This is a genomic window from Arthrobacter alkaliphilus, assembly GCF_021483235.1.
In the GTDB taxonomy this organism is placed as follows: Bacteria; Actinomycetota; Actinomycetes; order Actinomycetales; family Micrococcaceae; genus Arthrobacter; species Arthrobacter alkaliphilus.
This window is the reverse complement of sequence record NZ_JAKEEC010000014.1, coordinates 62,111-84,363: the sequence shown is the minus strand read 5'-3', so window position 1 is coordinate 84,363 and position 22,253 is coordinate 62,111. Positions and strand designations below refer to the sequence as shown.

The 22,253-nt window shown below is 64.5% G+C and carries 23 protein-coding genes; 4 read left to right on the top strand and 19 right to left on the bottom strand.

Going from position 1 to position 22,253, the window contains the following annotated elements; genetic code table 11:
- Window positions 1–135: 135 nt before the first annotated feature.
- The 7 genes from L0B83_RS11550 to L0B83_RS11520 form a co-directional block, all read right to left on the bottom strand.
- On the bottom strand, window positions 136–765 hold the full coding sequence (locus tag L0B83_RS11550; protein WP_234758594.1) for a hypothetical protein: 630 nt from the start codon (window positions 763–765) through the stop codon (window positions 136–138).
- A 79-nt stretch (window positions 766–844) separates the two neighbouring features.
- Window positions 845–1,246: an MmcQ/YjbR family DNA-binding protein gene (locus tag L0B83_RS11545; protein WP_234758593.1), complete on the bottom strand. Its 402-nt coding sequence runs from the start codon at window positions 1,244–1,246 to the stop codon at window positions 845–847.
- Window positions 1,247–1,352: 106 nt separating this feature from the next.
- Window positions 1,353–2,021: a polysaccharide deacetylase family protein gene (locus tag L0B83_RS11540; RefSeq protein ID WP_234758592.1), complete on the bottom strand. Its 669-nt coding sequence runs from the start codon at window positions 2,019–2,021 to the stop codon at window positions 1,353–1,355.
- Window positions 2,022–2,264: 243 nt separating this feature from the next.
- Window positions 2,265–2,690, bottom strand: coding sequence for a CoA-binding protein (locus L0B83_RS11535; protein WP_234758591.1), 426 nt, complete (start codon window positions 2,688–2,690; stop codon window positions 2,265–2,267).
- A 37-nt stretch (window positions 2,691–2,727) separates the two neighbouring features.
- The gene (locus tag L0B83_RS11530) at window positions 2,728–3,528 is read right to left on the bottom strand and encodes a hypothetical protein (protein WP_234758590.1); all 801 of its coding nucleotides are present in this window, start codon (window positions 3,526–3,528) and stop codon (window positions 2,728–2,730) included.
- Window positions 3,525–4,079, bottom strand: a complete 555-nt coding sequence (locus tag L0B83_RS11525; protein WP_234758589.1) for an RNA polymerase sigma factor — start codon at window positions 4,077–4,079, stop codon at window positions 3,525–3,527. Before L0B83_RS11525 ends, L0B83_RS11530 begins: the two co-directional genes overlap by 4 nt.
- Window positions 4,080–4,469: 390 nt before the next feature.
- Window positions 4,470–5,759, bottom strand: coding sequence for an adenylosuccinate synthase (locus tag L0B83_RS11520; RefSeq protein ID WP_234758588.1), 1,290 nt, complete (start codon window positions 5,757–5,759; stop codon window positions 4,470–4,472).
- Window positions 5,760–6,135: 376 nt separating this feature from the next.
- Here L0B83_RS11520 and L0B83_RS11515 point away from each other — a divergent pair, with 376 nt between their 5' ends.
- Together L0B83_RS11515 and L0B83_RS11510 are read left to right on the top strand one after the other, a co-directional pair.
- A complete protein-coding gene (locus L0B83_RS11515) occupies window positions 6,136–7,827 on the top strand; it encodes a phospholipase C (protein WP_234758587.1) in 1,692 nt (563 codons plus the stop codon).
- A 206-nt stretch (window positions 7,828–8,033) separates the two neighbouring features.
- A complete protein-coding gene (locus tag L0B83_RS11510; RefSeq protein ID WP_234758586.1) occupies window positions 8,034–8,666 on the top strand; it encodes a uracil-DNA glycosylase family protein in 633 nt (210 codons plus the stop codon).
- Window positions 8,667–8,746: 80 nt separating this feature from the next.
- Here L0B83_RS11510 and L0B83_RS11505 read toward each other — a convergent pair whose 3' ends face one another.
- The 3 genes from L0B83_RS11505 to L0B83_RS11495 form a co-directional block, all read right to left on the bottom strand.
- Window positions 8,747–9,166 (bottom strand): DUF3151 domain-containing protein, encoded by a 420-nt coding sequence (locus tag L0B83_RS11505; protein ID WP_234758585.1) that lies wholly within the window; start codon window positions 9,164–9,166, stop codon window positions 8,747–8,749.
- Window positions 9,166–10,257: a class II fructose-bisphosphate aldolase gene (fbaA, locus tag L0B83_RS11500; RefSeq protein WP_268820821.1), complete on the bottom strand. Its 1,092-nt coding sequence runs from the start codon at window positions 10,255–10,257 to the stop codon at window positions 9,166–9,168. The genes L0B83_RS11505 and fbaA overlap by 1 nt, the downstream gene beginning before the upstream one ends.
- Before the next feature lie 148 nt (window positions 10,258–10,405).
- Window positions 10,406–11,104: a TrmH family RNA methyltransferase gene (locus L0B83_RS11495; protein WP_234758583.1), complete on the bottom strand. Its 699-nt coding sequence runs from the start codon at window positions 11,102–11,104 to the stop codon at window positions 10,406–10,408.
- Between the two features lie 133 nt (window positions 11,105–11,237).
- Here L0B83_RS11495 and L0B83_RS11490 point away from each other — a divergent pair, with 133 nt between their 5' ends.
- A complete protein-coding gene (locus tag L0B83_RS11490) occupies window positions 11,238–12,068 on the top strand; it encodes an HAD-IIA family hydrolase (RefSeq protein WP_234758582.1) in 831 nt (276 codons plus the stop codon).
- Window positions 12,069–12,086: 18 nt separating this feature from the next.
- Complete coding sequence (locus L0B83_RS11485; protein WP_234758581.1) at window positions 12,087–12,809, top strand: tyrosine-protein phosphatase; 723 nt, start codon at window positions 12,087–12,089, stop codon at window positions 12,807–12,809.
- 23 nt (window positions 12,810–12,832) lie between these two features.
- Here L0B83_RS11485 and L0B83_RS11480 read toward each other — a convergent pair whose 3' ends face one another.
- The 9 genes from L0B83_RS11480 to L0B83_RS11440 form a co-directional block, all read right to left on the bottom strand.
- Window positions 12,833–13,885 carry a thioesterase domain-containing protein gene (locus L0B83_RS11480; protein ID WP_234758579.1) on the bottom strand — a complete coding sequence of 351 codons (1,053 nt, stop codon included), beginning with the start codon at window positions 13,883–13,885 and terminating at the stop codon, window positions 12,833–12,835.
- A 67-nt stretch (window positions 13,886–13,952) separates the two neighbouring features.
- Complete coding sequence (pyrE, locus tag L0B83_RS11475; RefSeq protein WP_234758578.1) at window positions 13,953–14,537, bottom strand: orotate phosphoribosyltransferase; 585 nt, start codon at window positions 14,535–14,537, stop codon at window positions 13,953–13,955.
- Window positions 14,538–14,643: 106 nt separating this feature from the next.
- Entirely contained in the window at window positions 14,644–15,771 is a 1,128-nt protein-coding gene (locus tag L0B83_RS11470) for a Gfo/Idh/MocA family protein (protein WP_234758576.1), read from the bottom strand.
- Window positions 15,768–16,565 carry a ThuA domain-containing protein gene (locus L0B83_RS11465; protein ID WP_234758574.1) on the bottom strand — a complete coding sequence of 266 codons (798 nt, stop codon included), beginning with the start codon at window positions 16,563–16,565 and terminating at the stop codon, window positions 15,768–15,770. The genes L0B83_RS11470 and L0B83_RS11465 overlap by 4 nt, the downstream gene beginning before the upstream one ends.
- Entirely contained in the window at window positions 16,562–17,665 is a 1,104-nt protein-coding gene (locus L0B83_RS11460) for a Gfo/Idh/MocA family protein (protein WP_234758573.1), read from the bottom strand. The genes L0B83_RS11465 and L0B83_RS11460 overlap by 4 nt, the downstream gene beginning before the upstream one ends.
- 68 nt (window positions 17,666–17,733) lie before the next feature.
- On the bottom strand, window positions 17,734–18,630 hold the full coding sequence (locus L0B83_RS11455; protein ID WP_234758572.1) for a carbohydrate ABC transporter permease: 897 nt from the start codon (window positions 18,628–18,630) through the stop codon (window positions 17,734–17,736).
- Window positions 18,627–19,565, bottom strand: a complete 939-nt coding sequence (locus tag L0B83_RS11450) for a carbohydrate ABC transporter permease (protein WP_234758571.1) — start codon at window positions 19,563–19,565, stop codon at window positions 18,627–18,629. The genes L0B83_RS11455 and L0B83_RS11450 overlap by 4 nt, the downstream gene beginning before the upstream one ends.
- Entirely contained in the window at window positions 19,565–20,905 is a 1,341-nt protein-coding gene (locus L0B83_RS11445) for an ABC transporter substrate-binding protein (protein WP_234758569.1), read from the bottom strand. Before L0B83_RS11445 ends, L0B83_RS11450 begins: the two co-directional genes overlap by 1 nt.
- 295 nt (window positions 20,906–21,200) lie before the next feature.
- Window positions 21,201–22,217: a LacI family DNA-binding transcriptional regulator gene (locus tag L0B83_RS11440; protein WP_234758567.1), complete on the bottom strand. Its 1,017-nt coding sequence runs from the start codon at window positions 22,215–22,217 to the stop codon at window positions 21,201–21,203.
- Between the last annotated feature and the right edge of the window lie 36 nt (window positions 22,218–22,253).

Sequence of the window (22,253 nt, the reverse complement as noted above, 5' to 3'; positions counted from 1 at the left end):
GCCGCTGCGACGCACCCTTCGTGTGACATACTTCACCACGAGTGATTGAAAAGCAATATTTGAGGGCAGTTTCAATCAACTTTTGTCAAAACGTGATCTGACGATTCCGCCGTCCAGAGCAGTAGTTTCGGGGTCTTAGCCCTGTAAATTCAGGGATTTTGCACACTGAGCGATAGCCTCGCGCGCCCATTGCTGCTGTTGCTCGGTTCCCACGCGCTCGGCCCATTGCTCAGCGAGCTGGAACTCCACCATCGCCTCGGTGCGGCGGCCGTCGTCGTACATCGCCCAACCCAGGTTGTTGTGCAGGGAAACCATCCACCGTTTGGTGCGCGGATCGTCGACGGCGGAGGCGTACTCAAGCGCGCTGCGCGTCCAGGATTCCTGGTGGCCGGAGTCCGCGATGGCCAGCATGTGGAGGGCATCCACGGCCAGGAAATCTTCGCCCAGGAGGTCTCCCATCTCGGCAGCCTGCTCAAAAAGCGGAACGGCCATGGCTGGGTGGCCGGCGGAGTTGAGCAGGCGGCCGCGTTCCAGGAGGACCCGCACAGCAATGGTGGGCTCCTCTGCGGCGTCGATCCCGTCCAGGAGGGCGTCCGCCTCCTCGAAGCGGCCCTGCATGCCGATCGCCCGGCCCAGTTGGGTGGCGAGCTCCGCCCGTTCAAAGTCGTCGTAAGCAGGATCCGTCATGGCTTCGCGGAATCGGGCTTCCGACAACGCGGGGTCGTCAAAATTCCACAGTTCATCGAGGGTCTTTTGTTCCAGCATCTGGCTTCTCCTGGGTGATTCGAGGGGACGGAAGGTGCGGTCCACTCACAATCTAGCCGAAGCTGCAGGAGCCCGGGTGTCAGTCCTTCGCGAGCCGGGACCAGCCCAGTTGCTCCTGCTGCTTGCGGCTCAACGAGGAAACCACCAGGTCATAGGAGTCCTCCACCATATCCCGGACCATCGAGTCAGGGAGGGCGCCATCCAGGCGCACGCCATTCCAGTGCGTCTTGTTCATGTGCCAGGCGCCTGTGATTTCCGGGTGGGCCGAGCGAAGCTGCACGGCCAAGGCGGGATCGCACTTGAGGCTTACTGCCAGGTTGTGGTCGTCCAAGGCAGATGCCGCGAACATCTTGCCTTCCTGCTTGGATCCGCCGGAAATCGCCGAACGCACTTTGAAGACCGAAGTTTCCGGACCGAAGGGGAAATCCTCGTAGGTACCCGGGAAACTCAAGCAAATGTCGCGAAGCGTCGAAGCATCCATGATCCGAGACTAGCGGAGGCCCGACCCGCAGTATTCACCCTCCTGCGGCGAATTCACCATCGCGTACCCTGATGAATGCGCCGCAAGACGGTGAGCAACGCGGGCATCACACAACGCCCAGAAACTCCTCAAGGAGCACCACTTCCAAGCCGGCAGCCACTTGCGCCGAGCGGAATGCCTCGAAGTCCGCCGCGAATTCGGGGCGGAAGTGCATCAGGACGATGTCGCCGGGCCGGAGGGAGTTGCCGTATTGGTAATCCATGCGACCGGCGTTGGCCTTGGCCTCCCACGTAATGATCGCCTTCAAGCCGGCGGCTGCCACGGCTTGCCGCATGGCGGTCGAATAGGCCCCTCCGGGAGGCCTGAACAGGGTGGGCTTGCGTCCGTACTGCTGGAGGGCGAAGTCCTGCATGCCCACGATGTCGTCAAGCTGCCGCTGGTAACTCCATTGGGTGGTCATGTTGACGTTGTGGCTGACCGTATGGTTTTCAACCAGGCTGCCCTGCGCCATGAATGCCTTGAAGAAGGCAGGGTTGTCGCGCACTGTGTTGCTCGTCAGGAAGAGCGTGGCCGGGTAGCCGGTCTCCGAGAGCAGCCGCACGCTTTCGGGGGACTTGACCTGGCCGTCGTCGATCGTGAGGAACACCACGGGTTGTTTGGTGGGGATTTTGGTGATCACGGGAGCCAGCCCGCCTTGGATTGGCGGCAGCGTGAAGTCGGGGTCGAAGTGCTTCTTGGCCGGCGCGGAAGCCGTGGGGCTTGGCGTGGAACTCATCGTGGCGCTAGCGGACGCCGACGGCGAGGCACCCTCCGTGCGGGGGGCCGCCGTCGGGCTTTCTGCGGACGGGTTTCCCGGGACAGTGCATGCCCCCAACCCGGCCGCTAGGGATGTCCCAAGCAAGCCGAGCGCGGCGCGTCGGCTGACTGTGGAGGGGTGGTCGTCACACACGGGAATCCCTGGTCTCGAGGAGATAAATGCCCTCGGACGATACCAGCGGCCGGTTAACGGGAAATGACACTAGATGCCGCTCCGCCAGCCTACCTGTGCCGGACAAGCGTTCATGACTACGTCCAGGCCGGCAGCCTTGGCCCGCTCCGCTGCGTCCTCGTCAATTACCCCGAGCTGGAGCCACACGGCTTTCGCGCCGACGGCAATCGCTTCGTCCACCACGGCGCCGACGCGCGAGGAGTTCACAAAGCAGTCGACGACGTCGATCGGCTGTTTCTCGAAGGGCACGTCCGCAAGGAACTTGTAACCGGTTTCGCCGTGGACGTCTTCGCCTTTTTGGTTGATCGGAATGATCTCCATGCCCATGGTGTCACGAATGTAGAGAGCTACTTCAAACGCCGAGCGCCACTCATTCGTGCTGAGTCCTACGATGGCCCAGCGGCCCTTTGTTCGCATCAGCCGGTCAATGACCGCCGGATCGTTGACGTGTGTCATAGCTTCAGCCTACTAGCGGGAAAGCCGTATCAGCCTGCTAACGGGAGAGCAGTCTCAGGAGCCAGCGCAACGACTGCCCGCCAGCCTTCGGGGTCAAGTCCTCCTCGGCGCTTCCGGCTGCTTTCTCCACCCCGTTTCGGAGGTCCTTCACAGAGGGTGCGGATGGGATGGCAGTTTTGGGCTGCGGCCCGTTTCCCTGCGAATGGGTCTTCGGCTCGGTGCGCGTTTCCTTCGGCGCTTCGGACTGCTCTGGCGCAGGCTGGCTCGCCCCATCCCGACCCGCCACCGGCGCTGCCTTCTCGGGAACCGCCTCGGCGGTGCCAGCCGGAACAGGCGCCACCGGCTCCGCCGGGGGGACCGCAACTGGAGGCGCCGACGGCGGCAGGTCGACGGGAGCAGGGTGCGTCGCGACCTTCGGGGAGTCCTGTGCGGGCGCTGGAGGAACCAGCGACGGCGGAGCTGTGGTCCAAGCGGGCGCCCAGCCGGAGACCAGCGTCTGCATGAATTCCGGCGTTCCCTTGCTGAATCCGCCGCTCGCCGCAGCGACACCACCAACACCCAGGCCCATGGCGGTCAGGACGGCGGCACCAACGACGATCGGGCGGTGCTTGCGCAACTGGCGCCGTTTGCCGAGCTCATCGAGGGGAACATTGCTTGCCGAGCCACTCGCCAGCATCGCCGCGAGTGCGGGGCCCGGAACGGGGGCGGGCATGGCGGCGAACGATTCCAGCGCTGTCAACGAATCAGTAAGTTCGGGGGCATCCGTGATGCCGGCCTCGAGCATGAGCTCGAGGATGATCGCGTCGCGATCAACGTCCTTGCAATCCCAACGCATCATGGGGCCACGTATTCCTTTACTACCGAGTGCTCGCGGAGTGCATTCAACGCCCGGCGCTGCAGTTGCTTCACAGCGCCTTGGCTCTTCCCCATGATTTCGGCTACCTGGTCCACTGTCAGACCGGCAACAATACGAAGCGTCAGGACTTCCCGCTGATCTTCCCGAAGGAGATCGAGTAGGGCCATGACTTCGCCGGGCGCCACACGGTCCATCGCTTCGGCTTCCGCCGAATCCGACTGGCGCGTGTCACGCTCAGGTTCAAACTCATGCTGCTCCGGCGCCCGGCTTTGCCGGCGGTGATCGTCAACCATCCGGGCGTGGGCCACCGAAAATACGAAGGTCCGCAGACCGGCGACGCCGCCCGTGATCGTCTCGACGCGCGGCAGGACGGCAAGAAACACATCCTGAGTGACCGCTTCCGGATCCGAAACACCCTTTGCCGTCAGGTATCCGAGAACCTGGCCCGCGAAGGCCTGGTAGACGGCGCTGAACAGTTCAGTTTCCCGGCCACGAAGGGCCAGCAAGGCTGAGTCGGTCAAGGCGTCGGTCACTGAAGCGTGGCTTTCGTTGAGGAGCGAATGTCCGGATCCAAGCGAGATCCTCGGTGCCGCCCAAACGCGGCAGGGCCCGGCAACCTCACTTAGCCTAACCGCTGCCCCGGCTTTGCCCAAGGACCGGCCTTTGGTTCCGGGGGCTTGCCTCTCCCGGACACTCTGCACATCCACGAAACCCCTTCAGACATGAAAAGGGCCGAGCTGAGACATGATGGGGGACAAATCTCAGCTCGGCCTTTCAAAGAGGTAATCGTCGGAGCGCACCAAAGGGTTACGCGGATTCCAAAAGTTTTTTTCGCACCTGTTTTTGGGCTCTTTTGACGGGAAACGACGACGGCGGGCCGCCCCGGAAAGGCCGCCCGCCGTCGTCGTGACTCGCTTTGGGGACTAGTCCTCGATGAGGTCATGGACCACGATGGTCTGGTCACGGTCCGGGCCGACTCCGATCGCGGAGAAACGCGTGCCGGACAGCTTCTCAAGGGCAAGCACATAGTTGCGTGCGTTCTCGGGGAGGTCTTCGAGGGTCTTGGCGCCGGTGATGTCCTCGGTCCAGCCGTCGAAGTACTCGAAGATCGGCACAGCGTGGTGGAACTCGGTCTGGGTCATGGGCATTTCGTCATGGCGGACGCCGTCGACGTCGTAGGCCACGCACACGGGGATCTGCTCAATGCCGGTCAGGACGTCCAGCTTGGTGACGAAGTAGTCCGTGAAGCCGTTGACGCGGGACGCATGGCGGGCCAGGACGGCGTCGTACCAGCCGCAGCGGCGGGGGCGGCCCGTGTTGACGCCAAACTCGCCGCCGGTCTTCTGCAGGTACATGCCCATCTCGTCAAAGAGTTCCGTGGGGAACGGACCGGCGCCAACACGGGTGGTGTAGGCCTTGATGATGCCGATGGAGCGCGAGATCCGGGTGGGGCCGATGCCCGAGCCAACGGACGCGCCGCCGGCAGTCGGGTTGGAAGAGGTGACAAACGGGTATGTGCCGTGGTCGACGTCCAGGAACGTGGCCTGGCCGCCTTCCATGAGGACCACTTTGCCCTCGTCCAATGCGTTGTTGAGGACCAGGGTGCTGTCAATGACCAGCGGCCGCAGGCGTTCGGCGTAGGACAGGAAGTACTCCACGATCTCGTCCACCACCACGCTGCGGCGGTTGTAGACCTTGACCAGGAGCTCGTTCTTTTGGCGCAGCGAGCCTTCCACCTTCTGGCGGAGGATCGACTCGTCGAAGACATCCTGGACCCGGATACCCAGGCGGGCAACCTTGTCCATGTAGGCCGGGCCGATGCCCCGGCCCGTGGTGCCGATGGCCCGGCTGCCGAGGAAGCGCTCCGTGACCTTGTCCAACACCTGGTGGTACGGCGCCACGAGGTGGGCATTCGCTGAAACGCGCAATCGGGACGTGTCCGCGCCGCGGGCTTCCAGGCCGTCGATCTCTTGGAACAGTGCCTCGAGGTTCACCACGCAGCCGTTGCCGATGATCGGAACCGCGTTGGGGCTCAGGATGCCGGCAGGAAGGAGCTTGAGCTCGTACTTCTCACCGCCCACCACAACGGTGTGCCCGGCGTTGTTGCCGCCGTTGGGCTTGACCACGTAGTCAACGCGGCCACCGAGCAGGTCGGTTGCTTTGCCTTTGCCTTCGTCGCCCCATTGGGCTCCGACGATCACGATAGCTGGCATGGGATCCTCCCCCATTCTTTCGGGCCGGTCCTGGCGGGATCACCAAGGCTCAGCACCGTACATGAGAACGCCCCGAATCTATCGGCCCTGCCCGCAGACTTTCGCAAAAGTTCACCGGCGAGATCAGCAAGAGTTCCGGGGCTCTTACCAGCCAAGTTTAGCCGATGCCGCTCTTAGACCTGTTGTCACACTGCTGGAAGGCGACATGAAACAGGGCGGACGGCCTCGAATATCCCCCGTAAGCAGAATGTGAACTCTTCCCAAACAGTCCGCTTCGAGTCCCCAAAACGGCCCCGGAGCCCTCGGCGAGCGGATAGATTCTTTCTGAATCCCCACCCGCCAGGCGGCCATTTTCCGCCAATCCGAAGGGAAATCCATGAAAATCCGTAACAAGCGGCTCTTGTCGACGGCAGGGGTGTCCGCACTTGCGGCATCCACCATCGCCGCCGGCATGATCGGGTTCGGCATGACGCCGGCCTCCGCCGATAGCGACCATAAAGAGACCTCGACCCCGATCAAGCACGTCGTCGTCATCTTCGGCGAGAACGTCTCTTTCGACCACTACTTCGCGACCTATCCGCAAGCGGCCAACACCCCCGGTGAAACCCAGCAGGGCACCGGCATTGCGGCTCCCGCGTTCACAGCGGCCAAGAACACGCCGAAGAACATCGCCACGCTTGCGCACGACAAGCTGCTCGCGCCGAACAACCCGAACTCCGTCCAGCCGCAGCGCCTGACGCCCGGCCAGGCAGTCACGTGCGACCAGGACCACGAATACACCGCGGAGCAGAAGGCCTACAACGGCGGCCTGATGAACAAGTTCGTCGAGAACACCAGCATGGACAAGTGTCCGGGTGGCCAGTACGGGCGTCCCGGCCTCACGATGGACTACTACGACGGCAACACCGTCACCGGCATCTGGAACTACGCCCAGAACTTCGCCATGAGCGACTCACACTTCAGCACCGTTTTCGGTCCGTCCACCCCCGGCGCGCTCAACCTCGTCTCCGGCCAGACCCACGGCGTCACCGAATTCACGGCGGCGGGACAGCCGGTCAAGCCGGCCACCAGCGACTACACGGTCAAGTTCCCTGACGCCAACGGCGTCGGCACCATGACGGAAGACCCGGATCCGGTCTACGACGACTGCTCCAACAAGAGCCACACAACCAACTACAACCTCGCCGGCATGCAGGGCAAGAACATCGGTGACTTGCTCAACGACAAGGGCGTCAGCTGGGGCTGGTTCCAGGGCGGCTTCGCCCCGACGACGCCGGCCACGGGCACTACCCCGGCGGCCTGCATGACCAGCCACAAGAACATTACTGGTGCGACGGTGACGGACTACAACCCGCACCACCAGCCGTTCCAGTACTACAAGTCGACCTCCAACCCCCACCACCTTGCGCCGGCCAGCGTCAACGAGATCGGACACAACGGCCAGGCCAACCACCAGTACGACACGGCGGACTTCGCCAAGGTGGTCAACTCGGACAACATGCCTGCAGTCTCCTTCCTGAAGGCGGGTAACTACCAGGACGGCCACGCCGGCTACTCCGACCCGCTGGACGAGCAGAAGTTCATCACGCAGCAGGTCAACGCCATCCAGAACTCGAAGAACTGGGAAAACACCGCCATCGTCCTCGCCTACGATGACTCCGACGGCTGGTACGACCACGTCGCGGCCGGCGTGAAGAACTCCTCCAACACCACCGACGACGCCGCATGGTGCCTCAACGCGTACAACAAGGGTGTCCCCATGGCCGGTGGATACGCGGACCGTTGCGGCCCCGGCCCGCGCCAGCCGCTCGTGGTGATCTCTCCCTTCGCCAAGAAGAACTTCGTGGACCACACCCAGACGGACCAGTCATCCATCCTTCGCTTCATCGAGGACAACTGGCACACCGGCCAGATCGGCGACTCCTCGGCCGACGCCAAGGCCGGCTCCATCAACGGGATGTTCAACTTCGAAGAGGGGCGTGACGTGAAGCTCATCCTCAACGAGTCGAACGGCACCGTGGTCTCCCGGACCAACGAAAGCGACGACCGGAACGAGAACGAGCAGTAACAGCCAGTTCCGAAACGGCACCGTCCCGAATCCACGGGACGGTGCCGTTTTCGTTTAATGCGCGGCTTAGCGCACGCCCCGGTTCATGCCCGCGGCCCTTCCGGTAGAGTTGACCAGCCCCCAACATGCACCCGTTCTGACCGGTCGCGGCCAACCGCTCCCGCCGGGCAAGTGCGCCCCGCTACACGTAGGAGACCCCAGCCAACATGCAGGACCTGGCGACTGAAACACTCGAAGAACAGCTCTGGAACCGCCGTTCCGAACCCCAAATCGCCGAGGTCACAGGGCTTTGCGATTCCCTCAAGGAACAGAAGCCGGGCAGCGAAGTCCTCTACGTAGACCCCGCCCACAGCGTTGACGAGTGCCGCATCATCAGCCTTTTCTCCAACACCCGCACTACGGAGGGCTCCGGCTTCATCGTCCCGGGCGACGCGGATGCCACCACCCGCATGGCGGGCATGCAGTGGCAATTGGGGCTGCGTCCGGAACTCATGATGCCGTGGAACGTCTACCCCTGGATCGAGCCCGACGGCGAGCCGGGCAAGCTGACGCCCGCCAACATCACCGAAGGCCTCAAGCCGCTCCTGCGCCTCCTGGCGATCGCTCCGCGCACATCCGCGCTCGTCGCGCACGGCAACGAAGCCCATCGTTTGGCGGACCAGCTGATGAAGGCTGCTCCGCGGAGCATCCACCGCCGTGGTTTCAAGACCTTCAAGGTCCGCTCGCTGGGTGGACGCTCCTTCGCCGGCTCCCCGGCGCGCCAGCAGGAATACCTGGACGCCATCCACGCCGCCTATGCCGAGGCCATGGCCCGCACCGGCCTCACGCCCGTCGCCTAGGACCCGCCAAGCCCGGGAAAGCGCGACGGCGGCCGCCCACCTTAGGTGAACGGCCGCCGTCGGCGTTTAATTCAGTTGCCTTAGCCTTCGATCGCTGCCTTCGCGGCGGGATCGGAGTCGTTCAGGAACTTCTCGATCCGCTCCGGCTCCTCAGCCTCGCCGATGGCGGCGGATGCCCGGCCGAGGGAGTACAGGGCGCGCAGGAATCCCCTGTTGGGCTCGTGCTCCCACGGGATGGGCCCGACGCCGCGCCACCCGTTCCGGCGCAAGGCATCAAGGCCGCGGTGGTAACCCACGCGGGAATACGCGTAGGAATCGATGATCCGGCCCTCAGTCCAGGCTTCTTCGGCCAGGATCGCCCACAGCAACGAAGATGTGGGGTACTTGGCCACGAGATCCATCGCCTCCTGCCCCAAGGCCAAGTGCTGGTACACCTCGGTCTCGGCAGGCAGGAGCGTTGGCTCCGGGCCCATCAGGTTCTTGCGGAATTCGTCGGACATTAGAAGGTCTTACCTACCGAACCGAGCTGCTTCGCGGCTTCCACGACGCGGGCAGCCATGCCAGCCTCGGCAGATGCTCCCCAGACGCGGGGGTCGTAGGCCTTCTTGTTGCCCATTTCGCCGTCGACCTTCAAAACGCCGTCGTAGTTCGAGAACATGTGGCCGGCAACCGGGCGGGTGAACGCGTACTGGGTGTCGGTGTCGATGTTCATCTTGATGACACCGTAGGAAACAGCGTCCGCGATTTCCTGCTCGGTGGAGCCGGAGCCGCCGTGGAAGACGAGGTCGAACGGGTTCTCCTTGCCGATCTTGGCGCCGACTTCTGCCTGGATCTGCTTGAGCAGTTCGGGACGGAGCTTGACGTTGCCCGGCTTGTACACGCCGTGGACGTTGCCGAAGGTGAGGGCAGTCAGGTAGCGGCCGTTCTCACCGGCGCCGAGGGCCTCGATGGTGGCGAGGGCGTCCCCGGTGGTGGTGTAGAGCTTCTCGTTGATCTCGTTCTCAACGCCGTCTTCCTCGCCGCCGACCGTGCCGATTTCGACCTCGAGGATGATCTTGGCCGCCGCTGCGCGCTCCAGGAGTTCCCGGCCGATGCGCAGGTTGTCTTCCAGGGTCTCGTGCGAGCCGTCCCACATGTGGGAGTTGAAGATGGGGTCCTTGCCGGCCTTGACGGCTTCTTCGGAGGCAGCCAGCAGCGGGAGGACAAAGCCGTCCAGTTTATCCTGCGGGCAGTGGTCCGTGTGCAGGGCGATGTTGACGTTGTAGTTCTTCGCGACCTCGCGGGCGAAGGCAGCGAAGCCCAGGGAACCGGCAACCATGTCCTTGACCGAGGCGCCGGACCAGTAAGCCGCGCCGCCGGTGGAGACCTGGATGATGCCGTCGGACTCAGCTTCGGCGAAGCCGCGGATCGCGGCGTTCAGGGTCTGCGAGGAGGTGACGTTCACTGCCGGGAATGCGAAGCCGCCGGCCTTCGCGCGGTCGATCATCTCGGAGTAAATCTCTGGGGTTGCGATTGGCATGCTGACTCCTATGCTGATTTTCGTCTTTGGGTTTTGTTGACCCTGGAGTAGACCTGTACGGCTAGGCACCATCCTAGCGACTCAGAATCCGAGGCCGTGTTTCGGGTCACCCGTCGGTAACACTTGCGGAGCGAGGCTCGGGCACCTCGAAAGGACCGGCGCACCCGTTGCAACGGGCGCCTGGGTCCTTTTGGGGTGCCCACGGCATTTCGAGGTGCGGTTACCCGACGCGTTGCCCGAAGTTGTGGCGCCGGATCCAGGCGTGCATCGCGATCGCGGCGGCCGAGGCGGCGTTCATGGACCGGGTGGAGCCGTACTGCTCAATCGACAAGGTCGCGACGGCGGCGTCGTGCACTTCGGGGGTCAGGCCCGGCCCCTCCTGCCCGAACACCAGCACGCAGTTGCGCGGCAAATCGTAGGTCTCGAGCGGCACGGAATCCGGGAAGATGTCGATGCCGATGATCGCGAGCCCCTCCCCCTGCGCCCACGCCACGAAGTCCTCCACGGTGGGGTGGTGGCGGACGTGCTGGTAGCGGTCAGTGACCATGGCGCCGCGGCGGTTCCACCGGCGTCGTCCGATGATGTGGACCTCCTTCGCGAGGAACGCATTGGCGGTGCGGACCACGGTGCCGATGTTCAGGTCGTGCTGCCAGTTCTCAATGGCAATGTGGAAATCGTGCCGGTGGGCGTCCAGGTCCGCGACGATCGCTTCGTGCTTCCAGTACCGGTACTTGTCCACGACGTTCCGGCGGTCGCCGTCGGCCAGGAGGTCCGGGTCCCATTGCTCGCCTTCCGGCCAGTCGCCTTCCCAGGGCCCGACGCCGACCTCGGGTTTCGCTTCGGACCCACCCTCGCCTGGGGAGACGGGAGACGCAGCAGCGGAGTCGGTGGGGGCAGGGTTCTGGGGCCGGTCAGTCACTCCTCAACCCTAAGCCCGGCCAGTACCCGCGGACGTCCAAACCCGGCAGCCCGGCGCAGGACCGCCGGATGTCTCCGGGACCGAAAGATGAAAGACTTGGGACGAGAAAACAGCCACTACGCGGAGGAAAAGCATGGAGAACGCAACCGAGGCCCCCAAGAGCTCAAACCCTTACCGCAACGGACATGAAATCGAATGCTGGCTTACGGATATGGACGGTGTCCTTGTCCACGAAAACCAAGCGGTTCCCGGAGCGGCTGAACTGATCCAGCGCTGGGTGGACACCTCCAAGCGATTCCTCGTCCTCACCAACAACTCCATCTTTACCCCGCGGGACCTGGCGGCCCGGCTGAGCTCTTCCGGCCTGGAAATCCCGGAAGAGAACATCTGGACGTCGGCCCTGGCCACGGCACAGTTCCTCAAAGACCAGGTGCACGGCTCCGAGTCCGGGAACCGCGCCTACACCATCGGCGAAGCAGGACTCACGACGGCGCTCCACGAGGCCGGCTTCATCCTCACCGACCAGAACCCGGACTTCGTGGTCCTCGGAGAAACCCGCACCTACTCCTTCGAAGCGATCACCATGGCGATCCGGCTCATCCTCGCCGGGGCGCGTTTCATAGCAACCAACCCGGATGCCACCGGCCCCTCGAAGGACGGACCGATGCCCGCCACGGGCGCCATCGCCGCGCTGATCTCCAAGGCGACCGGCCGGGAACCCTACATCGTGGGCAAGCCGAACCCCATGATGTTCCGTTCCGCGATGAACCAGATCGACGCCCACTCCGAGACAACGGCAATGATCGGCGACCGCATGGACACCGACATCATCGCGGGCATGGAAGCGGGGCTGCACACCGTCCTGGTGCTTAGCGGCATCACCCAGCGCGAGGACATCGCGGCCTTCCCGTTCCGGCCGAACCAGGTGCTGGACTCCGTAGCGGACCTCAAAAACCAGATCTGAGACGAAGGGGCTGGTCCGATGCCTGTGCTGAACCTCCGGTCCTTGGCCGGTGGCCGGATCCTGAGGGGCAGCCAGCCGTTCGGCATGGACGCTGCGGCGACGGCGGCGTTCCTGGAACTTCACGGCATCCAGGCTGTTGTGGACCTCCGGAGCGAGTACGAGCGCGTGATCGTGCCCTGGCACCTTGCCAACGGCACAGGGCTTACAAATGCGGGGCCTGAACACGCAGTGCTTAAGCATGAGGTGGAACTCGTGGAGAATCCCCTCGATCCGCGCACGGCGTCCGCGGGGCTCCAATCGATCTACACGGCAGAAGACCTTGGCGAGCTCTACCTTGGATGGGTACGCGCCCGCCCGGATTGGGTGGCCGAATCGCTGCGCCCCGCGGCCCAAGGCAAGCGGACGCTCATCCATTGCTCGCTCGGCAAGGACCGCACCGGCGTCGTATCCGCCTTGGCGCTCCTCGCGACAGGCGCTGGCCCCGCGGAGGTCGTGGCGGACTACGCCGCAAGCACCGCCGCCCTGCCCACCATGCTGGAAACCATGTCAGCCATCTGGCGGCTGGCCGTCCCCGAGGTTCCGGAAGAGGCGTTCAGTCCCGCGCTCATGCTCCTGAAATCCCCCGAAGCTGCGATGGAATACTTCCTGGACCGTTTCAGCCACGAGTTCGGCAGCGCGGCGGATTACCTGCGCGACGCCGGGCTCAGCGGTTCCGAGCTTGATGGACTGCGGCGCCCATGACGGCGTTCCATCGGGAACCGTACTCAGTAGAACACTACCCGCGAGCCGGCCCGGGGCAGCGGGAACAGCTCGTTCTGAAGGTCCTCAATGATCGGGTTGTAGATAAAGGGATTCCACTGGGGGCTCGCATGGGCGGGGCGGGCGCCGTCGGTCCTGCGGCCCGTGGATGCGATGTTCAGGGGGAATGCCTTGGCCCACGCTGCCCGGGCCGTCGCGTAGTTCACCGTGGCATCGTTCGGGTTTCCGATGAAGGCCATGCGGGTGTCTCCGAGCCCGTCGACAAACCGGGTGCCGTCAAAGTGGTAGATGTAGTCCGATTCGCTCTGGATCAGCACACTGGAGGGCGCGATCGGCGAGAGCTGTTCCAGGGTCTGGTCCCAAATCTGCCCCCAGGTGCGTTCGTGCTTGTTCACCACGCGCTCGCCGAGCTCGTAGCCGCCGCGGAGGACGGAAGGAACCTGGAAGCCGCTCTCATACAAGAACACGACGCCGTCGAACCAGCTTTGGTCGAGGATGTCGTACTTGCTGTAGGGCGAAGAATCCAACAGGATCAGCTTGACGCTGACTCCGTTCCGTTCGCGCAGGACGGCAGCCACTTCAGTGGCCAGCATCCCGCCGAAACTGTGGCCGTAGAAATACAAGGTGTTCAGCTTGTGCGCATTGACGTAGTCCAGCACGGCGTCCACCACCTCGGTGACTTCTAACCCAAGGTTGGAATATCCGACGGCGGCCATCTGGCCCCGCTGCCGGAGCGAACCGCGGATCGAGTTGAGGATCCACTGGGCCTCTTCCCAACTGGTCTTGTAGCCGGGGAAGAGAATCCAACTCGAATTGGGGTAGTACGACGCCGCGAAATCGTCCCCCACCGGGAGGATCTTGGTGGTGCGGCGTTCCGCCTGGACCTGGCGGGTAAACAGCATGTCCGCCGCGAGGGCCGTGGACGCACCCGCCCCAATGAGGAAGGAACGGCGGGAAAAGCTCTTCAGTTCGGCGGCTTGGCGAAGCACCCGGGCAAGGGAGCCCGGGTCCTGCCAGCGTTGCTGCCGCCGAGGGAATTTCTCCGCCCGATAGTTCACGCAGCCAGCTTAGGCGCTTCTGCTGGAGGGTTCACGGCCCCCTCAAACCAGCCCTGCCTGGGCAGGGTCAGTCGAGTCCCAGCTCGTCCTTGCCGAAGGCGAAGAGGTACGGCACGCCGGTTTCGGCCTCGATTTTTTCCTTGGCGCCGGTGTTGCGGTCCACGATCACGGCCACGGCCACCACGTTGCCACCGGCCTTCCGGACGCCTTCGACGGCGGTCAGTGCCGAGCCGCCGGTGGTGGAGGTGTCCTCGAGGACCACAACGTTGCGGCCTTCGACCGAGGGACCCTCAACCTGGCGGCCCATGCCGTAGGACTTCTGCGCCTTGCGCACCACGAAGGCGTCAACTGCACGGCCGGCGTCGGCCGCGGCGTGCATCACGGCCGTGCCGACCGGGTCCGCACCCATGGTCAGGCCACCGGCGCACTCAACGGCGATTCCGGCGTCGTCGATCATGGAGAGCATCACCTGGCCAACCAGCCTCGAGGCCTCGTGGTGGAGGGTGATGCGCCGCAGGTCGATGTAGTAGTCCGCCTCGGCACCGCTGGAAAGGATCACCTTGCCGCGGACGACCGCCAGTTCTTTGATCAGTTCAAGGAGGCGGGCACGGGCGGCGGCAGTGTCGGTGGCAGCATCAGAGGCGACAGTCATGGTGACCATTCTACGTAAAGCCGTCCGCCGCGCCTCATCCGCGACCGGCCTGCGACGCCGGATTTCGAGGTCCGGCGTCGCAGGCACTGCACGAAACCTTGGCTCCTTAGACCTGGATGATGGCGGACTTGGCGGCTGCCGACTGTTCGATCGCTCCCAAGACCCGCTGGACCTGAAGGCCCTCCGCGAACGACGGCGACGGGGCGGACCCGTCGCGGATCGCGAGGAGAAAATCGCGGATTTGGTGGGTGAACGTATGCTCCCAGCCAATCACGTGGCCCTGCGGCCACCATGCGCCAACGTAGGGGTGCTCCGGTTCGGTCACCACGATGCGGCGGAAGCCTTGCTCCGCCGCAGGCGTGGTCGCATCGAGGAATTCGAGCTCGTTGAGGCGCTCAAGGTCGAAGGCCAACGCCCCTTCGGTTCCATACACCTCGATCCGCAGCGAGTTCTTCCGTCCGGTCGCCACACGGGAGGCCTCCACGGAGGCGATGGCCCCGCCGGCGAGGGACAAAGTGGCCCAGGCGGCGTCGTCGACCGTGACTTCCTCAACCCCGTCCGGCCCGGGCCGCCGGGACACGAAGGTGTGGAGGCGCCCTGAAACCTCGGTGACGGTGTCGCCCAAAAGATACTGGAGCTGATCGATCGCGTGGCTTGCGATGTCTCCCAGCGCCCCTGATCCGGCGGTCTCCTTGCGCAGCCGCCAGCTCATCGGCGCCTCCGGGTCGGCAAGCCAATCCTGCAGGTACGCCGCCCGCACCTCACGCACTGTGCCCAGCCGTCCGTCCGCGATAAGCCCGCGCGCGTAGGCCAAGGCCGGAACGCGCCGGTAATTGAATCCGACCATGGACTGCACCCCGCGTTCCCGGGCAGACCGGGCGGCATCAACCATCGCATGGGATTCGGCGAGGGTATTGGAGAGCGGCTTCTCCACGAGCACATGCTTGCCCGCTTGGAGGGCGGCAATCGCGATTTCGGCGTGCAACCAGCCCGGCGCGCAGATGTCCACGATGTCCACATCCTCCCGCTTGATCACCTCCCGCCAATCGGTGGCGGACTCCGCCCACCCGTACCGGGCGGCTGCCTCGGCGACCTGCCCGGCGCCCCGGCCCACCAGTACGCGCTGCTCCACGGCCGGGACGTCGAAGTACGCGCCCACGTTCCGCCACGCCTGCGAATGGGCCTTGCCCATGAAGGCGTAGCCTATGGCGGCTACGCCCAACGGACGGCTCATCGCATGACCCCCTCGGTCATTGGCTGCGAATTCGCCGACGCACCCGCTTCGATCCATCCCTGCGGCCGGTTGCTGACCTCGGGCGGAGCACGGAGCACGTCCGGCTGCGCAGCCCACGAGACGCCGTTCGCGATGACCCGGCGGATCTGCGGGTGGTGGTACACGGGGTACTCCTGGTCGCCCGGGCTGAAATAGAAGATCCTGCCCTTGCCGCGAGTGAATGTCACTCCGGAGCGGAAGACCTCGCCGCCTGCGAACGAACTGATGAAGATGAGGTCGTCCGGATCCGGAATATCGAACAACTCGCCGTACATCTCTTGCTCGGGAATGACGATCGGGTTGTCGACACCGTCAGCGATGGGGTGCGAAGGCTTGACCGTCCACACCAGTTCGCGCTCGCCGTCATTACGCCATGCGAGCGAGCAACTCGTACCAAGGAGCTTGGTGAAGATTTTGGCGAAGTGCCCGGAGTGCAAGACGATCAAACCCATGCCGCCGAGTACGTGCCTCTGGACGCGCTCCACCACGCGGTCACTGACGTCAGCGTGGGCCTTGTGCCCCCACCACAGCAGCACGTCCGTCGCCGCCAATGCCTCTTCCGAGAGTCCATGATCCTCATCGCCGGCGAGCGTCGCCGTCGTGATCGTGGCGCCCGGGTGGGATTCTCGAAGCCCGGCCGCGATTGCGCCGTGGATGCCTTCCGGATAGATCTCCCCGATGTGCGGTGGCTCATTGAGCGCCTCGTGGACGCCCTCATTCCAAACCAGGATGCGTAGTGGCTTTGCGTTGCTCACAGTTGAACCTCCCTCGATTCGCGGGCTGACAGGTAGCACGCATCAATGATCTCTGCCCGCCCGAGGGCAAGGGAACCGTCATGATCCCCCCAGACGGCCGAGCCGCCACGCACTATCTCGACAAACTCCTCCACGACTGCCTGGTGCCCCCGGCCTGGTTGCGCTTCGGGCGAGTAGTCGGCGTTTTCACCGTCCTTGTCAGTGAAGATCCTCAGTTCGCCAACGGGCGCGGAGGGCGATCCCTTGGCTTTTAGTTCGGCGCCGCCATCCGTGCCGTAGACCATGAAGTCGATGACGTCGTCCATCTCGCGGTAGCTGGCCCAGCCTGCCTCGATGAGGAGCGTGGTGCCGCCCTCGAGCCGGAGGAACGCCGACGCGAAGTCCTCGACTTCGAAAGCGTGCTCAGAGCTCATGGGCGAGAAGCGCGCACTGCCGCCGCGGCCCTTGGGGCCCAGCTCGGCGTGGACAGTCGCGGTGACGCTGACGACCTTCGGTTCGCCGAGCAAATGCAGGGCGTAGTCAAGGACGTGGACACCGATATCGGCCATCGGGCCGCCTCCCGAGAGTTCCGGGTTCGTGAACCAACTGCCGAGCCGCGGGATGCCGGTCCTTCGCAGCCACGAGGCCTTTGCGTAGTAGGGGCGGCCGAGTTCCCCGGCGTCGATGATTGACTTGAGTTTCTGGATGTCTCCACGCCTTCGGTGATTGAAGGCGACGTCCAGGACCCTGCCTGCCTTTCGGGCCGCGGCAACCATGGTGCGCCCTTCGTCCGCGGTCCGGGCGATCGGTTTCTCGCTCAGGACGTGAAGTCCGCGGTCCAGGGCCGCGATGGCGATCGGAGCGTGCAGGAACGTGGGGACTGCCACGCTGATAGCGTCGAGCTCCTTGCACTCAAGCATGTCCTCCCAGCGGAGGTAGGCGTGGGGTATGGCGTATTCGGCCTGGAGGGAGTGGAGCAGTTCCTCTTCCATGCCGGCGACGGCGGCAATCTGGACGCCGGGAATCCTGCTGTAGGCCTTGAGGTGCTGCTGGCCGGCCCAGCCGATGCCGACGACGCCCACCTTGAGCGGTGTGGGAACTGCGGACTGCTCGGGGTTCACGGGATGGTTCCTTTTCTTCGGTGATTTCAGTGATGCTTCGGATTAGGGTGAACTGGCGTGCAAGCGGCTCAGCCTTTGACGGCGCCGGCGGTCATCCCGGCGACAATCCGCTTCTGGCAAATGAGCACGAGGACGACGAGCGGGATGGTGACGATGACCGACGCGGCGCTGATCCGGCCAAGCGGAACGTCGAATTCGCTCATGCCGTTGAAGAAGGCGATCGCTACAGGTACCGGCCTCGCCGCCGGCGAGCTGGTCAGCGTCACGGCGAGGAGGAACTCGTTCCAGACCGAAATGAACACCAGGATCGCGGTGGTCGCGAGCCCCGGAATCGCGAGCGGGAGAATGACCCGCCGGAACGCTTGGAACGGCGTCGCTCCATCCACGTAGGCGGACTCCTCGAGCTCTCTGGGGATGTCCCGGAAGAAGGAGGTCAGCGTGTAAATGGCAAGCGGCAGGGCGAACGTGAGCTTCGGGATGATGAGCCCGAGGAGCGTGTCGTACAGCCCGATCTCCCGCCAAATGGCGAACATCGGGGCGGCGATCGCGATTGCGGGAAACGTCGTGACCGAGAGGACCAGCGTCAGGACCAGCGCCTTGCGGCGCATCTTCAGGCGGGCCAGAGCGTATGCGGCAAACGAGGCGAACACGAGCGCGACGAGCGTGGTTACCACCGCGATGATCACCGAATTGCGAAGCGCCAGGAGGAAATCGCCGTTGCCGAACACGGAGAGGTAGTTGTCGAGGGTCGGTTGACTTGGGAAGAGCTCGCCCTGGCCCAGGCTTGGGCCCTTCTTGAGCGAGGTGCTGACGAGCCAGTAGAAGGGCACGAGCGAGAAGCCCATGACCAGGACGGCGAACACCCACACGATCGGATGCAGGCGCCCCTTCTCGCGCCTTGGCTGGGTGGCGCGGCTGGTCCCGGTGCGCTGGGCGGACGGGCGCAAAGCGGTCAGGGTACTCATCGATGGTCCTCCCGGGCGATATCGCGGATGTTCCCGCCCCCGAACCGGATGTACACGGCCGAGACGATCATGACCGTCAAGAACGTCAGGATGGAGAGGGCCGAACCCTGCCCGACGAGCCGGTTCTCGTTCAGCTGGCCGTAGGCGAGCATGGACATCGACTGGGTGCCGTTCGCCCCGTGTGTGAGGACGAACGGCAAGTCGAAGATCCTCAGTGCGTCCAGCGTGCGGAAAATCGCGGCGAGAACGATCGCGGGCCGAAGGAGCGGGAGCGTCACGTGCAAGAACGTTTCCCATCGGTTCGCCCCATCGAGCTCTGCGGCCTCGTATGTCTCCTGCGAAATCGCCTGCAGGCCGGCGAGGATGATCAGCGCCGCAAACGGCGTGGTCTTCCACACGTCGGCCATCACGATCACGGCCAAGGCGTAGCCCTGTTCGCCGAGCCAGACAACTCCCGCGCCGGGGAGGTGGAAGGCCGCCAGGATCTGGGGGACGAATCCGGTGGTCGGATCGAACATGGTCTGCCACGTGATCGCGCTGACGACCGTGATGATGGCATAGGGCACCAGGACAACCGTGCGGAGGAACGCCCGGCCGCGGAACGCCAAGTTGAGCAGCATCGCCATCCCGGTGCCGAGAACCATCTCAAGCGAAACGGAGCAGGCAGCGAAGAGGAAGGTCTGGCCGAACGCCCGCCACCAATCCGGGCCGGCGAGGGCGTCGATGTAGTTGCCGAGGCCCACGAACCGCGAAAGCCCGGCCTGCCGCAGGCTGTATTGGTTGAGCGAAAGCCAGATGGCGTATCCGATGGGAACCGCGGCCACGAGGGCCATGAGGATGAGCGATGGCGCCGTCATCCGGGCTGCGAGGCGCCGCTCCGCCCGGTCCCGCGTGCTGCGGGACCGTTCGGGAACCAGAGCGCGGATCGCCGTCATCAGAAGCTCGCCTGCGCGGCCTTGATCTGCTCGGCCATCTTCTTCACGGCGTCCTCCGTACTCGAGTCACCGGCCAGGACTGCGTGGACATTCTTGTTGATGGCCTCGGAGATCTGCGCGTAAACCGGGGAAACCGGCCGGGGCTTGGCGCCCTTGACGGAGACGAGGAGCTCTTGGGCAAAGGGCATTTTTGCGAGAACCTCCGGATCCGAGTAAGCCGCCTCACCGGCCGGCGCTTGGGAGTAGTCCATCGCTACGTGCTTTTGCCATTCTGGCGAGGATTCGAAGTTCACGAACGCGACGGCGGCACCCGGGTTCGACGAGAAAGCCGAAATCGCCAAGTTCCATCCGCCGAGGACACCGCTCCCCTTGGAGCTGCCGTCGAAGGAGGGCAGCGGAGCGACTCCGAACGTACCTTTGAGGGGCGTTGCGTTGAGCTGCCCGTAGACGTTGGGCCAGTTGCGTTCGTAGCCGTACTTGCCTGACTCGTATGCCAGGCGCGTGCTGTTCTCCTCATACGTCAGCACGGCGCGGTCTGCTGAGCCGTTCTTGACGCCGCTTGCCATGAAGTCGAGCACCTTTCGGGTCTCGGGCGAATCGATCTTGACGTTCCCCTGGCCGTCGATGACGTCCCCTCCTGCGCTGTAGAGCAGTTCAAGGAAGTTCACTGTGAGGCCCTCGTATTGCTTGGCCTGGTACACCAGGCCATTTCCAGGAGCCTTCGCTGCTTCAGCATAGACCTGCTTCCACGTTTCGGGCTTGGCCACCTTGTCCTTGGCGTAGTAGAGCAGTCCCGCGTTGGTGTAGTACGGCGTGGCCCAGGACTTGCCCTTGTATTGAGTAGTGGCGACCGTCGACGGAATGAGTGTGCCCTTGACCGCGTCGGTCACTTTCGTCATGTCCTGCAACCACCCCTGGGATGCGAACTCGGGCGTCCACGTCACGTCCGTGAGGAAGAGATCGCACTCGCCCGACTTCGCTTGAAGTCGCTGCACGGCCTGGGTCCGGGCATCGTCGGTCGTGGCGCCCAGGACGATGTACTTCGCGGTGATCCCCGGGTTTGCCTTCATGAATGCGTCGACCGTGCCTTTGTAGAGGCCCACGGAGTCCCGCCCGCCACAAATCGAAAGGCTTCCGGAGGCTCCCTTGGCCGAAGCCGGGTCCACGGCCTGGGCCGTGGGACCGGCCGACGGCGATGCGCTTGTTCCGCAGCCGCTCAGGGCCAGGCTGATCGCACCAGCGGCGGCGAGGGCGGCGGCCACACCTCGGCGACGGGTTGAGCGTGTGCGGACGCCGCGCGGTCCGGCGGGCGACGGGTTTGAAAAGGCGGGACGGTCCAAAGTCGGCTCCTTGAGGTCGGAAGGCGTGNCGACGGGTTGAGCGTGTGCGGACGCCGCGCGGTCCGGCGGGCGACGGGTTTGAAAAGGCGGGACGGTCCAAAGTCGGCTCCTTGAGGTCGGAAGGCGTGCGAGTGGTGGGCGAGTGAGCCCTAGTGGTGGATCGATTCGGCAACTTTGCCGAATCGATCCACCACCAAAGTAAAAAACAAGCGCATCCATCCGGCGACAGTCTTGCCGGATCGATTCAGCACTTTGCTGATCGTGTCAGGTGATCTACGTCACTGTCAAGCATCCGTCACTGGGAAGTGCCGTGGCAGCCGCACGATTCCCTGATCATGAGCTCCGGGGCGAAGACTCGCTCCGAGACGCCCGCCGAGGGCTCGGCGATTTCATCGAGGAGCAGTTCGGCGGCCGCGCGGCCGAGTCGCTCGGGCCGGGTTGCGACCGACGTGAGTGGAGGTTCCCAAAGCGCCGCGGTCCGGACGTCGTCGTAGCCGATCACCCGGACCCCTGCCGCTTTCCCCGCGATGCGCAGGGACCGGTAGACACCAAAGGCCACCGCATCGCTCTGGCAAATGATCGCCTCCGGCAGTTGGCCTCGTTCAAGCAACTGCTCCCCTGCCCGCAGCCCGCCTTCGCCATTTGAAGCGCTCTCGATGTCGATGAACCGTTCCGGTTCCACTCCGGCGTCAGCCAGCGCGGCCCGCACCCCCGCGATCCGGTCGCGTCGTGAAAGATGGCGCGCAAGCCCACCCACGAACGCGAACGACCGGCATCCATGGCCAAGGAGGTGTTCGGCTGCCAGGCGGCCGCCCAATCGGTCGTCCGGGCCGACGTAGGGCGCGGATACGCCCTCCAAGTACTTGGTGACGAAAACGTGCGGGATGCGCGAGGCTTCGAGGCCTTCAAGAAAGCTCTTCCCCGAGCGAGTCGCCGGCATGATGGCAAGCCCGGCCACTTGGTACTCACGAAGCTCCGCGATGAGCTCATCCTGGCGCACGGGATCGTCCGACGACGCGACCACGAGGGAACGGAACCCGGCCTCGGCGAGGGCTGACTCGAGCCCTACGAGCAGTTCGCCGAAAAAGGGGTTCGCGATGTCGGTGACGATGACTCCCACCGTGGTGGTGCGCCGGGTCCGAAGCGAGGCGGCACCACGGTTGTAAACGTACCCAAGCTCCCGCATGGCTTGATGCACGCGGTCCCGGGTCTCGGAGGAGACGCGCCCCGTGCCGGTCAGCACGTTCGAAGCGGTGGTCCTGGACACGCCGGCGTGGGCGGCGACGTTCTTCAGCGTGACAGCATGGCCCATTCGGAAAACATAGCAGGAACTCGCGAGGCCACCGGT

What these genes read in the sequence shown, in the direction of transcription:
- L0B83_RS11550 (WP_234758594.1), bottom strand. Translation starts at nt 765, where the DNA reads ATGCTGGAACAAAAGACCCTCGATGAACTGTGGAATTTTGACGACCCC.
- L0B83_RS11545 (WP_234758593.1), bottom strand. Translation starts at nt 1,246, where the DNA reads ATGGATGCTTCGACGCTTCGCGACATTTGCTTGAGTTTCCCGGGTACC.
- L0B83_RS11540 (WP_234758592.1), bottom strand. Translation starts at nt 2,021, where the DNA reads ATGAGTTCCACGCCAAGCCCCACGGCTTCCGCGCCGGCCAAGAAGCAC.
- L0B83_RS11535 (WP_234758591.1), bottom strand. Translation starts at nt 2,690, where the DNA reads ATGACACACGTCAACGATCCGGCGGTCATTGACCGGCTGATGCGAACA.
- L0B83_RS11530 (WP_234758590.1), bottom strand. Translation starts at nt 3,528, where the DNA reads ATGATGCGTTGGGATTGCAAGGACGTTGATCGCGACGCGATCATCCTC.
- L0B83_RS11520 (WP_234758588.1), bottom strand. Translation starts at nt 5,759, where the DNA reads ATGCCAGCTATCGTGATCGTCGGAGCCCAATGGGGCGACGAAGGCAAA.
- L0B83_RS11515 (WP_234758587.1), top strand. Translation starts at nt 6,136, where the DNA reads ATGAAAATCCGTAACAAGCGGCTCTTGTCGACGGCAGGGGTGTCCGCA.
- L0B83_RS11510 (WP_234758586.1), top strand. Translation starts at nt 8,034, where the DNA reads ATGCAGGACCTGGCGACTGAAACACTCGAAGAACAGCTCTGGAACCGC.
- L0B83_RS11505 (WP_234758585.1), bottom strand. Translation starts at nt 9,166, where the DNA reads ATGTCCGACGAATTCCGCAAGAACCTGATGGGCCCGGAGCCAACGCTC.
- fbaA (WP_268820821.1), bottom strand. Translation starts at nt 10,257, where the DNA reads ATGGTGCCTAGCCGTACAGGTCTACTCCAGGGTCAACAAAACCCAAAG.
- L0B83_RS11490 (WP_234758582.1), top strand. Translation starts at nt 11,238, where the DNA reads ATGGAGAACGCAACCGAGGCCCCCAAGAGCTCAAACCCTTACCGCAAC.
- L0B83_RS11485 (WP_234758581.1), top strand. Translation starts at nt 12,087, where the DNA reads ATGCCTGTGCTGAACCTCCGGTCCTTGGCCGGTGGCCGGATCCTGAGG.
- pyrE (WP_234758578.1), bottom strand. Translation starts at nt 14,537, where the DNA reads ATGACTGTCGCCTCTGATGCTGCCACCGACACTGCCGCCGCCCGTGCC.
- L0B83_RS11470 (WP_234758576.1), bottom strand. Translation starts at nt 15,771, where the DNA reads ATGAGCCGTCCGTTGGGCGTAGCCGCCATAGGCTACGCCTTCATGGGC.
- L0B83_RS11455 (WP_234758572.1), bottom strand. Translation starts at nt 18,630, where the DNA reads ATGAGTACCCTGACCGCTTTGCGCCCGTCCGCCCAGCGCACCGGGACC.
- L0B83_RS11450 (WP_234758571.1), bottom strand. Translation starts at nt 19,565, where the DNA reads ATGACGGCGATCCGCGCTCTGGTTCCCGAACGGTCCCGCAGCACGCGG.
- L0B83_RS11440 (WP_234758567.1), bottom strand. Translation starts at nt 22,217, where the DNA reads ATGGGCCATGCTGTCACGCTGAAGAACGTCGCCGCCCACGCCGGCGTG.